The following is a 13,730-nucleotide window of genomic DNA, read 5'->3' as shown; positions in this document are numbered from 1 at the left end:
GGCTAGGCTGGGGCCCGTCACCGCAGGCACAACCCACATGAGGAGCATGGCGTGGCGCTCATCGAGCAGGTAGGCGCTCGCGAGATTCTGGACTCGCGAGGCAACCCGACGGTCGAAGTGGAGGTGGCTCTCGACGACGGCACGCTGGCGCGGGCCGCGGTCCCCTCGGGTGCGTCCACCGGCGAACACGAAGCCGTCGAGCTGCGTGACGGCGACACCGGCCGGTACAACGGCAAGGGTGTCGAGCGCGCGGTCGCGGCCGTCCTGGACGAGATCGGCCCGGACCTCGTCGGCACCGACGCCGTGGACCAGCGCATCGTCGACCAGAAGCTGGTCGACCTCGACGGCACCCCGGCGAAGTCCCGCCTCGGCGCGAACGCCATCCTCGGTGTCTCGCTCGCCGTCGCGAAGGCCGCCGCCGAATCGGCCGAGCTGGAGCTGTTCCGCTACCTCGGCGGGCCGAACGCGCACGTGCTGCCGGTGCCGATGCTCAACATCCTCAACGGTGGCGCGCACGCCGACACCGATGTGGACATCCAGGAGTTCATGATCGCGCCGATCGGCGCCGAGTCGTTCCGCGAGGCCCTGCGCTGGGGCACCGAGGTCTACCACTCGCTGAAGTCGGTGCTGAAGGGCCGCGGCCTGGCCACCGGTCTCGGCGACGAAGGCGGCTTCGCGCCCAGCCTGAAGAACAACCGCGAGGCGCTCGACCTGATCCTTCAGGCGATCGAGAAGGCCGGATACGCCCCTGGCCGCGACGTCGCGCTGGCGCTCGACGTCGCCGCGACGGAGTTCTTCTCCGACGGCGCGTACACCTTCGAAGGCGCGAAGAAGAGCGCCGAGCAAATGTCGGCCTACTACGCCGAACTACTGCGCGACTACCCGCTCGTGTCCATCGAGGACCCGCTGAGCGAGGACGACTGGGACGGCTGGGTCCAGCTGACCGCCGAGGTCGGCGAGAAGGTCCAGATCGTCGGCGACGACCTGTTCGTCACCAACCCGGACCGCCTCGAAGAGGGCATCACCCGCCGCGCCGCCAACGCGCTGCTGGTGAAGGTCAACCAGATCGGCACGCTGTCGGAGACCCTCGACGCGATCTCGCTGGCCACCTCCTACGGCTACAAGTCGATGATGAGCCACCGGTCCGGCGAGACCGAGGACACCTTCATCGCCGACCTCGCCGTCGCCACCGGTGTCGGCCAGATCAAGACCGGCGCCCCGGCACGCGGCGAGCGCATCGCCAAGTACAACCAGCTGCTGCGGATCGAGGAGACCCTCGCCGACGCGGCGCGTTACGCCGGCGACCTCGCCTTCCCGCGGTTCACCCCGGAGGGATGAGGCGGAAGTGGTTTTTGATCTTTTGAAGTCGCGGCTCAGCGGAGAAGCGAAGGCGCGATAGAGATGATGGCGGACCGGGGGAGGGCGCGGACCCGTCGTAGCGGGCGCGCGGACGGCGGTGGCTCCAGCAGGGGCCGCCGACCGGAGCGCGCCCGGCGGACCACGACGACGGAGGTCCGCGCCCGAACCCGGCTGCGCCGCAGCCTCGCGGCGAAGCGGGCGTCGGGCGCCGCGAAGGTGCTCGGCATGTCCACCACCCGCCGGGCCGCGGTGGTGGCGATCGTGGTGTGCGCGCTCGCGTTCACCATCGCCGTCCCGCTGCGCACGTACCTCAGCCAGAAGTCCGAGGTGAACGAGCAGCAGCAGTTGCAGTCCGAACTGCAGCGGAGCGTCGCCCAGCTGGAGGCTCGCAAGGCCGAGTTGAGCGACCCGGCGCAGATCGAGGCCGAGGCCCGCAAGCGGTTCGGTTTCGTGAAACCCGGTGAGACGCCGTACATCGTGCAGCTGCCCGAGGACAAGGCGCCCGAGCAGGGCGAGCAAGGTCAGCAGCCGGTGCCGTCGGGCTCCTGGTACGAGAAGCTGTGGGATCAGGTCGCGGGCGGCTGAGCTCCGGGCCCCGGTTAGCCTTAGTGGCGTGAACAGCACGGAAAAGTCTTCTTATGAGCCTGTGACCGACGCCGACCGCGAGATCATCGCGGAACAGCTCGGCCGGGCACCCCGTGCGCTGCGCGCCGTCGCCGCGCGTTGCCCGAGCGGCCACCCGTCGGTCGTGCAGACCAGTCCCCGCCTCGACGACGGCACTCCCTTCCCGACGCTCTACTACTTGACCTGCCCGAAGCTGACTTCGATGGTCGGCACCCTCGAGGCGTCCGGGCTGATGAAGGAGATGACCGACAGGCTCGCGGAGGACCCCGAGCTGGCGGCCGCCTACCAGCGGACCCACGAGAGCTACCTCGCCGAACGCGACGCCATCGATTCGCTCGGCCACGAGGTCAGCGCGGGCGGGATGCCCGGCCGCGTCAAGTGCCTGCACGTCCATCTGGCGCATACGCTCGCCGTCGGTCCCGGCGTGAACCCGTTCGGGGACGAGACCCTCGCGCTGCTCAAAGCGAACGGGTGGCCGTCGGGCGACTGCCAGGGGTAACACCTACCCCGGATGTACAGATAGTTCCTCCAGGTGGGTTAATTCACCCGATGAAGGCCAACTGGTCCTCCCCAATGGGGTGAAACCGGTCACCGCATGCGGCAGGCTGGGCACCAGGTGTGGGTTTTCGGGTGGGTAAGGAACGGATTCGCCGAGTCGCGATCCGCCGGGAGGGTTCTGAGGTATGCGCGTGAGGCACGTGCCAGGCGCGGTGAACGGTCATGTCCGGAGACTCTGTCTCCGGCACCGTACGATCGCCGCGGTGGCCGGAGGTGTCCTCGCCATCGTCCCGGCCGGTGCCGCGGTCGTCGGTGCCGGCAGCTGGGCCGCGACGGCGAGCACGATCCATTCCGACGACGTCGCCCTCGTAGGCGGCTATGACCCGAAGAACCCGCTCGTCCAGCAGATCGGCGTCGACGGCAGTCTGCCGAACGCGCCGACCCCGCTCCCGCTTCCCGCGGACGAACTCCCCAACGGACCGCTCGGCATCCCGGTGACCGCGCTCGCCGCGTACCGCAAGGCCGCCGACATCCTCATCGCCGAACAGCCCGGTTGCCATATCGACTGGGCGCTGATCGCGAGTATCGGCCGGATCGAGTCCAATCACGCGCGCGGCGGTTTCGTCGACGCGAAGGGCAACACCCTCGAACCCATTCTGGGTCCGCAGCTCAACGGTGCCGGTCCGTTCGCGGCCATCCCGGACACCGACGGCGGCAAGTACGACGGTGACACCGTCTGGGATCGCGCCGTCGGCCCGACGCAGTTCATCCCGTCGACTTGGGCCCGCTACGCCTCCGACGGCAACGGCGACAACGAGTCCAATCCGAACAACATCTTCGACGCGGCGCTGGGCACCGGCCGGTATCTGTGCTCCGGCGGACTTGATCTGTCCAAACCGGACCAGTTGCGCGCGGCCGTCTTCCGCTACAACAACTCCGAGACCTACGTGAACACCGTGCTGATCTGGGCCGAGGCCTACCGCACGGGGGTGCTGCCGACGCCGGACAGCAAGGTGCCGATCGGCGCGCCGAACGCCGCGGCCGCACCGCCGCCCGCTTCGGTCCCGCCGCCTCCGGTGCCGCCGACGCCGCCCGGTTCGGCGACGCCGCCGCCTTCGAGCACGTTGCCGGGGACGAGTTCGAGTTCGTCGCCGTCGAAATCGTCGACGAGTCAGAAGCCGCCGCAATGTCCGACAGTCACCGTGACGGAGACGCAACCGACTTCGAGTACGAGCCCGACGTCCACGAGTCAGACCCCACCGCCGCCGACCACATGTAGCTCGCCGACAACGACCACAACGACGACGACGGTGTCGTCATCGAGCAGCAAAGCCGCCGCGGACCCCACTTGATCGGCATTGTCTAAGCTCAAGGCATGCCTCGTGTTGCCGCGATCGACTGTGGGACCAACTCCATCCGTCTGCTCGTCGCCGAGCTGACCCCTCGCCACGACGGGACGGTCGACCTGCGCGACCTGCACCGCGAGATGCGGATCGTCCGCCTCGGCCAGGGCGTGGACGCCACCGGCAGGCTGGCCCCCGAGGCGCTCGAACGCACCCGCAAGGCGCTGGCCGACTACACGATCGCCGCGCGCCGCAAGGGTGTCGAGAAGGTCCGCATGGTCGCGACGTCGGCGACCCGCGACGCGAGCAACCGCGACGAGTTCTTCGCGATGACGCGTGAGGTGCTCGGCACCGAGGCCGAGGTCATCAGCGGCGACGAAGAGGCCCGGCTGTCCTTCACCGGCGCCGTCGGCGAGCAGGACCCGGACGACGGCCCGTTCGTGGTGGTCGACGTCGGCGGCGGCTCCACCGAACTCGTCGTTGGCACCTGGGACGGCCGCCAGGCCGAGGTCATCGCCGCGAAGTCGGTCGACATCGGCTGCGTGCGGATCACCGAACGCGCGCTGAAGTCCGACCCGCCCACCGCCGCCGAGATCGCCGAAGCCCGTGAGCTGGCCGCGAAGGTGCTCTCCGAAGCCTTCGACGTCGTGGACGTGTCCACCGCGAAGACGTGGATCGGTGTCGCCGGTACGGTCACCACGCTGACCGCCGTGGCACAGGGCCTGTCGGAGTACGACTCCGAGCGCACGCACCTTTCGAAGCTCTCCCACGCCGACATCGACCGTGTCGCGCAGTCGCTTCTCACGGCCGACCACGCGACCCGTGCCGCGAATCCGGTGATCCACCCCGGCCGGGTCGATGTGATCGGCGGCGGGTCGGTGATCGTGCAGGTGCTGGCCGAACAGTTCGCCACGCGCAGTGGTCCCGGCGAACTGGTGATCTCCGAGCACGACATCCTCGACGGGATCGCGCTCTCGCTGGCCTGAGAAAGCCGTTTTCTCTTATGTGCGGCCATTTCTTTCGGTGATCACTTGGTGACCTCCTGTCCGGGTTGGGCCGTTCGGCGCAACGCGGTTGCTACCAACGTTGTGCTCTAACCGGGTGGTCGGGGAGACCGTCACACATTTGCAACACCAACGCACTGTGATCGGCTTCACGTGTCCCATAGCGTCGTCTCACCTTCTGGACGGCAGGGCGCGACCAGCGCTCGCCGGACGATCCGACGACGAGAGTTGGAGTGGACATGCGGGCTTCACGCGGGTTCTGGGGAGCGACGGCGGTGGTGGCCACGGCGGCCATGCTGCTGACGGCCTGTGGAGGTGGTGGATCCAGCCAAGACAAGGGATCCGGCGCCACTGACGCCAACGCGGCGGTCTCGGTCTACGGCACCGAGCCGGAGAACTCGCTGATCCCCGCCAACACCAACGAACTCGGCGGGTCCAAAGCCCTCAAGCCGGTCTTCTCGGCGCTGGTCGGCTACAAGTCCGACACGGCCGAGCCGTACAACCTGATGGCCGAATCGATCACCACGACCGATTCGAAGGTCTTCGACATCAAGATCAAAAAGGGCTGGAAGTTCCACGACGGGACCGAAGTCAAGGCGAAGAACTTCGTCGACGCCTGGAATTACAGCGCGAACGGCAAGAACGGCATGCAGAACGCGTCGTTCTTCGAGCAGATCCAGGGCTACGACGAAATCAGCGCCAAAGAGCCGACCGTCAAAGAGATGTCCGGGCTCAAGATCGTGAACGACTACGAATTCCAGGTCACCCTCAAGGGTCCGTTCTCGGTGTTCGCCACCAAGATCGGCTACCTCGCTTTCGCGCCGCTCCCGGACAAGTTCTTCGCCGACCCGGAGGGGTTCGCCAAGGCCCCCATCGGGAACGGCCCGCTGAAATTCGTTTCGCGCACGCCCAACCAGAACATGAAGCTCACCCGGTTCGACGAATACCAGGGCGAGGACAAGGTCAAGTTCAAGGACCTGGAAGTCCGCATCTACACCAGCCAGGAAACCGCGTACCAGGACCTGCTGAGCAACCGCCTCGACTTCATGGAGGCGCTCCCGCCGGCGGCGAAGGCCGGTGGGAAGTACAAGACCGACCTCGGTGAGCGTCTGGTCGAAGGAAACCTGCTCGGCATCAGCGCGCTCGCCATCCCGTACTACGTCCCCGGTTACAACAACCTGGACCTGCGTAAGGCGATCTCGCTGGCCATCGACCGCGAGCAGATCGTCAAGACCGTCATGAACGACACCTACTCGCCCGCCGACGGTTACGTTTCGCGCGGTATCGAGGGCTACCGGCCCGGCGTTTGCGAGTTCTGCAAGTTCGACCCGGCGAAGGCCAAGGAGTTCTGGGCGAAGTCCGGGTACACCGGCAAGCTGACCATCGCCTCGAACGCGGACGGCGGCCGTAAGGAACCGCTGGTCGCGGCGTGCAACAGCATCAAGAACGCGCTCGGCGTCGAATGCGACTTCGTCCCGGCGACCGACTTCGGCCAGTGGCGCAGCATCGTCAACGGCAGGAAGCTGACCGGCATGGGCCGCTCCGACTGGTCGGCCGACTACCCGTCGATCGAGAACTACCTGAACCCGCGCTACAAGAGCACGGGTTCCTCCAACGACTCGACGTACAACAACCCGGCCGTCGACGCGCTGCTGAACCAGGCGGACCAGACCGCCGACAAGGCGGCCGCGATCAAGCTGTACCAGCAGGCCGAGGACCTGATCGCGAAGGACCTGCCGCAGATCCCGGTGTGGGAGGAGAAGGGCGTCGGTGGCAAGTCGAACCGGCTGAAGGTCGCGAAGCTCGACTTCGGCCGCCTCGCGGACTACTCGTCCATTGAGGTCGCCGCGAAGTAGAGCACCGCGCGGGACTGGCGTGCGTCGTGGGGGGGGGGGGGGGGGGGGGGGGGGAGAAACACCACCCCCCCCCCCCCCCCCCACCCCCCCCCCCCCCCCCCCCCCCCCCCCCGCCGATCCCACAGCTCCCACCACGCGATCTCCAGGACGGCACGCCCATGTCCCAGTACATCCTCCGTCGCCTACTTCAACTGATTCCGGTCTTCTTCGGCACCACGTTCCTCATCTACGCCCTCGTGTGGGCGGTGCCCGGTGACCCGTTCGCGGGCAAATGCGGTCAGGTCGCCTGCCCGCCCGCCTACGTCGAGATGATGACCGCGAAGTTCAACCTCGACGATTCGATCTTCGTCCAATACTTCAAATACCTCGGCAACCTGTTCACCGGTGACTGGGGTGAGACCTTCAACGGCGTCTCGGTCGGTGAGCTGATCTCGAACGCCTACCCGGTCACCGTCCGGCTCGCGCTCATCGCGGTGGCCATCGAGGCGATCATCGGACTCGCCGCCGGCATCCTGACCGGGCTGCGCGGCAAGGGTTTCCTCGACAACCTCGTGCTGATGTCGACCACGTTCCTGATCTCGATCCCGGTGTTCGTCACCGCGATCGTGCTGCAGATCATCCTGGGTTCGGAACTGGGCCTCATCGAGGCGAGCGTGTCCGAGGACGCGACGGTCGGCGAGCTCATCGTGCCCGGCATAGCGCTGGGCAGTCTCTCGATGGCCTACATCGCCCGGCTGACCCGAACGAGTATCGCCGAGAACCGGCACGCCGACTACGTCCGCACGGCCGTCGCGAAAGGACAGCCGCGCAGCCGTGTCGTCGGTGTTCACCTGCTGCGCAACTCGGTGATCCCGGTACTGACCTTCATCGGCACCGACATCGGCGCGCTCATGGGCGGGGCCATCGTCACCGAAGGCGTGTTCAACATCAACGGCATCGGCGGGCTCATCTTCCGCGGTATCCAGAACCGCGAGGGCGCCACCGTCACCGGCGTCGTCGTCCTGCTGGTGATGGTCTATCTGCTGGTGAGTCTCACCGTCGACCTGCTCTATGCCGTTCTCGACCCGAGGATCCGTTATGACTGACCCCAACGTGGCCGGTGGCGTGTCCTCTGTGGACGTCGCCGCCGCAGGCGTCGCCGACGACTCCGCGCTGGCGTACAAGCCGCGCAGCCTCGGCGGTGACGCCTGGCGGATGCTGCGCCGCAAACCGTCCTTCATCATCTCTTCCGTCATCATCCTGCTGATCGTGCTGATCGCCATCGCGCCGGACCTGTTCAGCTCGCGTCCGGCCGGGTTCAGCGATCTGACGCACGCCAACGAAGGCCCGTCCGCGGACGCCTGGTTCGGCTACGACAACCAGGGTTACGACGTCTACGCGCGGACCATTCACGGCGCGCGGGCGTCGTTGCTGGTCGGTGTCTTCGCGACGGTGCTGACGATCCTGATCGGTTCGATCGTCGGGATCGTGGCCGGGCATTACGGGCGTCTCATCGACAGCCTGTTCTCCCGGGTCGGCGACATCTTCGCGGCGTTGCCGTTCGTGCTCGGCGCGATCGTCATCCTCACGACGTTCAACGCGCCCGGTACGAATCCCGGCGCGGTCACCATCATCGTGCAGGTGGTGTTCTCGATCGCGGCGCTGAGCTGGCCGGTGGCGATGCGCATCATGCGTTCGGCGACGCTGGTGGCCAAGCAGCTCGACTACGTCAAGGCCGCTCGCGGTCTCGGCGCGAGCACACCGCGCATCGTGCTCCGGCATCTGCTGCCCAATACGGTCGCGCCGGTGCTGGTCTACGGGACCATCGCGCTCGGTGCCTTCATCGGGGCGGAGGCGACCTTGGCCTACCTCGGTGTCGGCGTGCGGCCGCCGGTCGTCTCGTGGGGCGTGATGATCAGCGACGCGCGGGACTATTTCCGGGTCATCCCGCATATGTTGTTGTTCCCCGCCGGATTCGTGACCGTCACCGTGCTCGCGTTCGTCATGCTCGGTGACGGCATCCGCGACGCACTCGACCCGAAGGCCCGGTGAGTGGTCGTGGACAACGAATTGCTGCTGGAAGTGGAAGATCTCCACGTCGAGTTCCGGACCTCGGACGGCGTCGCGACGGTGCTCAACGGCGTCGACTACTCCGTGCACGCCGGGGAAACCCTTGCCGTGCTGGGCGAATCCGGTTCAGGCAAGAGCGTGACCGCGCAGACGGTGATGGGCATTCTCGACAGCCCGCCCGCCGTCGTCACCGGTGGCGCCGTCCGGTACCGCGGCGAGAATCTGCTCACCGCCACCGAAGAACGGCGGCGTGAGGTGCGGGGCGCGGGGATCGCGATGATCTTCCAGGACGCGCTTTCCGCGCTGAACCCGGTCTTCACCGTCGGATTCCAGATCGAGGAACAGTTGCGCGTCCGGCTCGGCATGTCCAAAAAGGACGCACGAAAGCGGGCGATCGAACTGCTCGACATCGTGCGCATCCCGGCCGCGGCGCGCCGGATCCGCGAGTACCCGCACCAGTTCTCCGGCGGGATGCGGCAGCGCGCGATGATCGCCATGTCGCTCGCGCTCGATCCGGATCTGCTGATCGCGGACGAGCCGACCACCGCGCTGGACGTCACCGTGCAGGCCCAGATCATGGACCTGCTGGCGGAGATCCAGGCCGAACGGCGGATGGGGCTGATCCTCATCACCCACGACCTGGCGGTGGTCGCCGAGGTCGCCGACCGGATCGCGGTGATGTACGCGGGCCGGATCGTCGAACAGGCCGACGTCGCCGAGTTGTTCCGCTCGCCGGGGCATCCCTACACCGAGGCGCTGATGGCCTCCCTGCCGCGGCTGGACCTCAAAGGACAGACGCTGAAGACCATCACGGGCCTGCCGCCGAGTCTGCTGCACGTCCCGCCGGGCTGTCCGTTCCATCCGCGTTGCCCCCGGGCGGTGGACCGGTGCGAGTCCGAACGGCCCGCGCTGCACAGTCTCGGATTCGGCAGGGTCAGCGCCTGCCACTTCGCCGAAGAGGTGGTGAGTGAGCGTGTCTGAGCCCATTTTGCGGGTCGAAAACCTGGTGAAGTACTTCCCGGTGCGAGCGGGGATCCTGTTCAAACGCACGATTGGTCACGTGAAGGCTGTCGACGGCGTCTCGTTCGACCTCATGCCGGGCGAAACCCTGGGTGTGGTCGGGGAATCCGGTTGCGGCAAGTCCACCTTGGCCCAGGTGCTGATGCGGTTGGAGGAACCAACGGGCGGGGTCGCGACCTTCGAAGGCCGTGACCTCTTCGCGTTGCGGGGCGCCGAACTCAGGAAAATGCGTCGCGAGATCCAGATCGTGCTGCAGGATCCTTACACGTCACTGAATCCGAGGATGACGGTCGGTGACATCGTCGGTGAACCCTTCGAGATTCACACCGATGTGGCTCCGAAGGGCTCGCGGGCGGCGAAGGTGCGGGACCTGCTCGACGTCGTCGGGCTGAACCCCGAGCACATCAACCGCTATCCGCACCAGTTCTCCGGCGGGCAGCGGCAGCGCATCGGCATCGCGCGGGCCTTGGCGTTGCGGCCGAAGGTCATCATCTGTGACGAACCGGTTTCCGCGCTGGACGTTTCCATCCAGGCACAGGTGATGAACCTGCTCGGTGAACTGCAGAAGGAATTCGGCCTTTCCTATGTGTTCATCGCACACGACCTGTCGGTTGTCCGTCACCTTTCCACGCGGGTCGCGGTGATGTATCTGGGCAAGATCGTGGAAATGGGGACGGAAGAGGAGATCTACGAGCATCCCTCGCATCCCTACACGCAGGCGCTGCTGTCGGCGGTGCCGGTCGCCGACCCGGCGTTGCGCGGGCAGCGGCAGGTGATCCGCCTGGAAGGCGACGTGCCGAGCCCGCTGGATCCGCCGTCGGGCTGCCGGTTCCGCACCCGGTGCTGGAAGGCGCAAGACATTTGCGCCGACCAGGAACCCGAATTGATCACCCGGACCGGTGGACATTTGTCGGCCTGTCATTTCGCGGAGGAAAAAACCGTCGTGCCCGGACTTTAGTAGGGACTTCGTTGAAGGCCGACGGCCAGTGACGTAGTTTGCACGAATCGTTTTCTTCAGGAGGCATGAAGTGAAAAGATCGAGATCTCTCGTCATCGCCTTGGCGGTCCCGTTGTTCGGCGCGATCGTCGCGGCGCCGGTGGCGTCCGCGCAGCCACAGCTTTCCGGTGCGCCGACGGAATTCTCCGTTCTCGCCCGAGCGGGACAGAGTGTCGCTTCGGTGGAGCGCGCGATCCGTGCCGCCGGTGGCACGGTCGTGACCAGCAACGCCGCGGTCGGCCTGATCACCGCGACCGCGCCCGCCAACGGTTTCGCCGAGCGGGTCTCCGCCGACCGTTCGGTGTTCGGTGCGACCAAAGCGAAGCCGATCGGCTCCGCGCCGAAGAGCAGCAAGGCGAAGGTCAAGCCGAACGTCGTCGAGAAGGAGAGCCGAGGGGCGGCTTCGGCACCGAAGGCCGCTTCGGCCCAGTCCGCCGGGCTCGATCCGCTCGACAGCCAGCTCTGGGGTCTCAAGTCCGTCCGTTCGGACCTTTCGCGCACCGTGCAGCCGGGCGACAAGCGGGTGAAGGTCGGCATCATCGACACCGGTGTCGACGCGAGTCACCCGGACATCGCCCCGAACTTCGACCGGGCGTCGTCGCGGAACTTCACCAAGGACATCGTCGCGGACGTGAACGGTGAGCCCGTCGACGGACCGTGCGAGTACCGCGGCTGCGTCGACCCCACCGACGTCGACGACAACGGACACGGTACGCACGTCGCCGGCACCATCGGCGCCGCCGCGAACGGTTTCGGGGTCTCGGGCGTCGCGCCGAACGTCACGCTGGTGAACCTCCGCGCCGGCCAGGACTCGGGCTTCTTCTTCCTGCAGCCGACCGTGGACGCGATCACCTACGCCGGCGACGCCGGTGTGGACGTCGTCAACATGAGCTTCTACACGGATCCCTGGCTCTACAACTGCTCTTCCAACCCGGCCGACTCGGCCGCGGAGCAGGCGGAACAGCGCACCATCATCGAGGCGACGACCCGCGCGTTGAACTACGCGCACCGCAAGGGCGTCACCCAGGTCGTCTCGCTGGGCAACCAGCACAGCGACCTCGGCGCCCCGCAGCCGGACGCCTCCAGCCCGGACTACCCGTCGAACAGCACGCACCCGCGGCAGATCGACAACGCGAGCTGCCTCTCGCTGCCCGTCGAGGGCCCGCACACCATCGGCGTCTCGTCCTTCGGCCCGTCGCAGGCGAAGGCGGACTACTCGAACTACGGCGTCGAGCAGATCTCGGTCTCCGCGCCCGGCGGATACTTCCGTGACGGCTTCGGCACCCCGTGGTTCCGCACGCTCGAGAACGAGATCCTCTCGACGTACCCGCGCAACGTCGGTGTCGCCGAAGGCAACATCGACGCCGCCGGGAACATCACGCCCGACGGAGTCACCGCCGGAATCCAGAAGGCGACCGCTCCCGACGGCCGCGTCGGCTACTACCAGTGGCTGCAGGGAACGTCGATGGCGTCACCGCACGCGACCGGCGTCGCCGCGCTCATCGTTTCGCAGTACGGCAAGGGCTCGCGCGACTTCGGGATGGACCCGGACGCGGTGCAGCGGGTGCTCGAAGGCACGGCGTCGGACATCGCGTGCCCGGTGCCGCGGACCGTCGACTACCTCAAGGAAGGCCGGGACGCGTCCTTCACCGCGACCTGCGTCGGCGACGCTTCGTTCAACGGCTTCTACGGTCACGGTGCCGTTGACGCGTGGTCGGCCGTGACGCGGGGTTCGCAGTACCTGCGAGGCTGACCCCTCGTTTCCGCCAGCTACTGCAATGAAGGGGCCTTTCATAGCAAAATTTGCTATGAAAGGCCCCTTCATTGCACTGAAGTGATGCTCAAGCCGCGCGCTCCTCCCGGGCGACGAAAATACTGGGTCGTGGTCGTTGGGCGGCGGCCGCTGCGGCGGCTCGAAGTTCTCCGATGACCTTGTCGGGCTCATCGCGTAGTCGGGCGGGAAGCGTTTGCACGACAACGATTCCTGCTGCAGCGTAACGATTGTTACGATGAAGCGTTTTGTCGAAGGCATTCCTGCCGAAGTGGAAGGAGTACGAATCGATCTCCCAAGCCATGGCGAGTTCATCGCACCATGAGTCGGGTTTGCCGATGTAGTTGCCGTGGACGTCGTAGACCTTGACGTTCCGCTCGGCTGGAGGAAGACCGGCGCGCTGCCAGATCGAAAGCGAGGCGGCTTCAGGTACGGAAAGGACATCGGCTTCGAGTTCGCGAAGTACCGCACGGGGTAGTGCCGTGCCGCGCTTGCTGCCTGACTCGAGCTCGGCTTGTAGTTGATCCAGTGTGCAGAGCCCCTTTTCGATTGCCTCAAGCAACAGCGCGCGTACCGGGTCCAGCTCGCGTATGCGCCTGAGTCCGTCGAGTACCGCGCGAGGCGGAGCCGCGAGCGGTACGCCACTGAGCAGTCGACGATCTGGCATGTGGATCGTTCTCTCGACGATCGTGAACTTCGCGCTTCTGATGTGATGACGCTGAGGAATGAGGATATGGACTGCTTCTCCTGAGGGCGTCTGTCGAAGTCCATAGCGACGCGCGGCCTCGAATCCAGTCACGATCCCGTGACCGTCAGTGTGCATCAGCGCGGCTTCGACGCGCTGTCGGGCAGTCGGCCTGGCCCGGGACAGGAGAACGATGCCTGGAAGCAGGTGAGTCCACTTGCCTCCAGGCTGGCATCTTCGATACGAGGTACTTTGTGAAACCCCTAGTTGTTCCAGGGTGGCAACGCGGATGACGCCGTCTCGACTGTACTGCCGGAGGTAGGAGTCGGTGAGTGGGTTCTTGGATAGGTACATGGTCGTCATAGTGACCCGACGGACCGACAGAATACGCCTCGGTAGTGCAATGAAGGGGCCTTTCATAGCAAAATTTGCTATGAAAGGCCCCTTCCTTTCCCTCCCCCAACCCTCCCCCGTTCCCCAGAAATCTTCCCGACCCTCCCCCGGGCCTCCTACCCTCTCCCCCC

The 13,730-nt window shown here is 66.5% G+C and carries 12 protein-coding genes; 11 read left to right on the top strand and 1 reads right to left on the bottom strand.

Annotated elements, in window-relative coordinates:
* Positions 1-51: 51 nt before the first annotated feature.
* The 11 genes from eno (at position 52) to ACZ7KI_RS22365 (ending at position 12,503) form a co-directional block, all read left to right on the top strand.
* Entirely contained in the window at positions 52-1,338 is a 1,287-nt protein-coding gene (eno, locus tag ACZ7KI_RS22415; protein ID WP_044852173.1) for a phosphopyruvate hydratase, read from the top strand.
* A 246-nt stretch (positions 1,339-1,584) separates the two neighbouring features.
* Positions 1,585-1,944, top strand: coding sequence for an FtsB family cell division protein (locus ACZ7KI_RS22410; RefSeq protein ID WP_470275128.1), 360 nt, complete (start codon positions 1,585-1,587; stop codon positions 1,942-1,944).
* A 61-nt stretch (positions 1,945-2,005) separates the two neighbouring features.
* Positions 2,006-2,482 carry a DUF501 domain-containing protein gene (locus ACZ7KI_RS22405; protein ID WP_007028815.1) on the top strand — a complete coding sequence of 159 codons (477 nt, stop codon included), beginning with the start codon at positions 2,006-2,008 and terminating at the stop codon, positions 2,480-2,482.
* A gap of 184 nt (positions 2,483-2,666) precedes the next feature.
* Positions 2,667-3,833, top strand: coding sequence for a lytic transglycosylase domain-containing protein (locus ACZ7KI_RS22400; protein WP_470275044.1), 1,167 nt, complete (start codon positions 2,667-2,669; stop codon positions 3,831-3,833).
* A 23-nt stretch (positions 3,834-3,856) separates the two neighbouring features.
* Positions 3,857-4,810, top strand: coding sequence for a Ppx/GppA phosphatase family protein (locus tag ACZ7KI_RS22395; RefSeq protein ID WP_470275043.1), 954 nt, complete (start codon positions 3,857-3,859; stop codon positions 4,808-4,810).
* Positions 4,811-5,067: 257 nt separating this feature from the next.
* Positions 5,068-6,684, top strand: a complete 1,617-nt coding sequence (locus tag ACZ7KI_RS22390) for a peptide ABC transporter substrate-binding protein (RefSeq protein WP_470275042.1) — start codon at positions 5,068-5,070, stop codon at positions 6,682-6,684.
* 158 nt (positions 6,685-6,842) lie between these two features.
* Positions 6,843-7,769 carry an ABC transporter permease gene (locus tag ACZ7KI_RS22385; protein WP_465503668.1) on the top strand — a complete coding sequence of 309 codons (927 nt, stop codon included), beginning with the start codon at positions 6,843-6,845 and terminating at the stop codon, positions 7,767-7,769.
* Positions 7,762-8,715, top strand: a complete 954-nt coding sequence (locus ACZ7KI_RS22380; protein ID WP_470275041.1) for an ABC transporter permease — start codon at positions 7,762-7,764, stop codon at positions 8,713-8,715. The genes ACZ7KI_RS22385 and ACZ7KI_RS22380 overlap by 8 nt, the downstream gene beginning before the upstream one ends.
* A gap of 6 nt (positions 8,716-8,721) precedes the next feature.
* Positions 8,722-9,714: an ABC transporter ATP-binding protein gene (locus ACZ7KI_RS22375; RefSeq protein ID WP_470275040.1), complete on the top strand. Its 993-nt coding sequence runs from the start codon at positions 8,722-8,724 to the stop codon at positions 9,712-9,714.
* Complete coding sequence (locus ACZ7KI_RS22370; protein ID WP_470275039.1) at positions 9,707-10,711, top strand: ABC transporter ATP-binding protein; 1,005 nt, start codon at positions 9,707-9,709, stop codon at positions 10,709-10,711. The genes ACZ7KI_RS22375 and ACZ7KI_RS22370 overlap by 8 nt, the downstream gene beginning before the upstream one ends.
* A gap of 70 nt (positions 10,712-10,781) precedes the next feature.
* Positions 10,782-12,503: a S8 family serine peptidase gene (locus tag ACZ7KI_RS22365; protein ID WP_470275038.1), complete on the top strand. Its 1,722-nt coding sequence runs from the start codon at positions 10,782-10,784 to the stop codon at positions 12,501-12,503.
* Positions 12,504-12,591: 88 nt separating this feature from the next.
* On the opposite strand, the gene ACZ7KI_RS22360 is transcribed toward ACZ7KI_RS22365, so the two are convergent.
* Complete coding sequence (locus tag ACZ7KI_RS22360) at positions 12,592-13,320, bottom strand: hypothetical protein (protein WP_470275037.1); 729 nt, start codon at positions 13,318-13,320, stop codon at positions 12,592-12,594.
* Between the last annotated feature and the right edge of the window lie 410 nt (positions 13,321-13,730).

This window comes from Amycolatopsis sp. NPDC039088, assembly GCF_055598845.1.
This window is presented reverse-complemented; position numbering and strand designations above follow the sequence as displayed.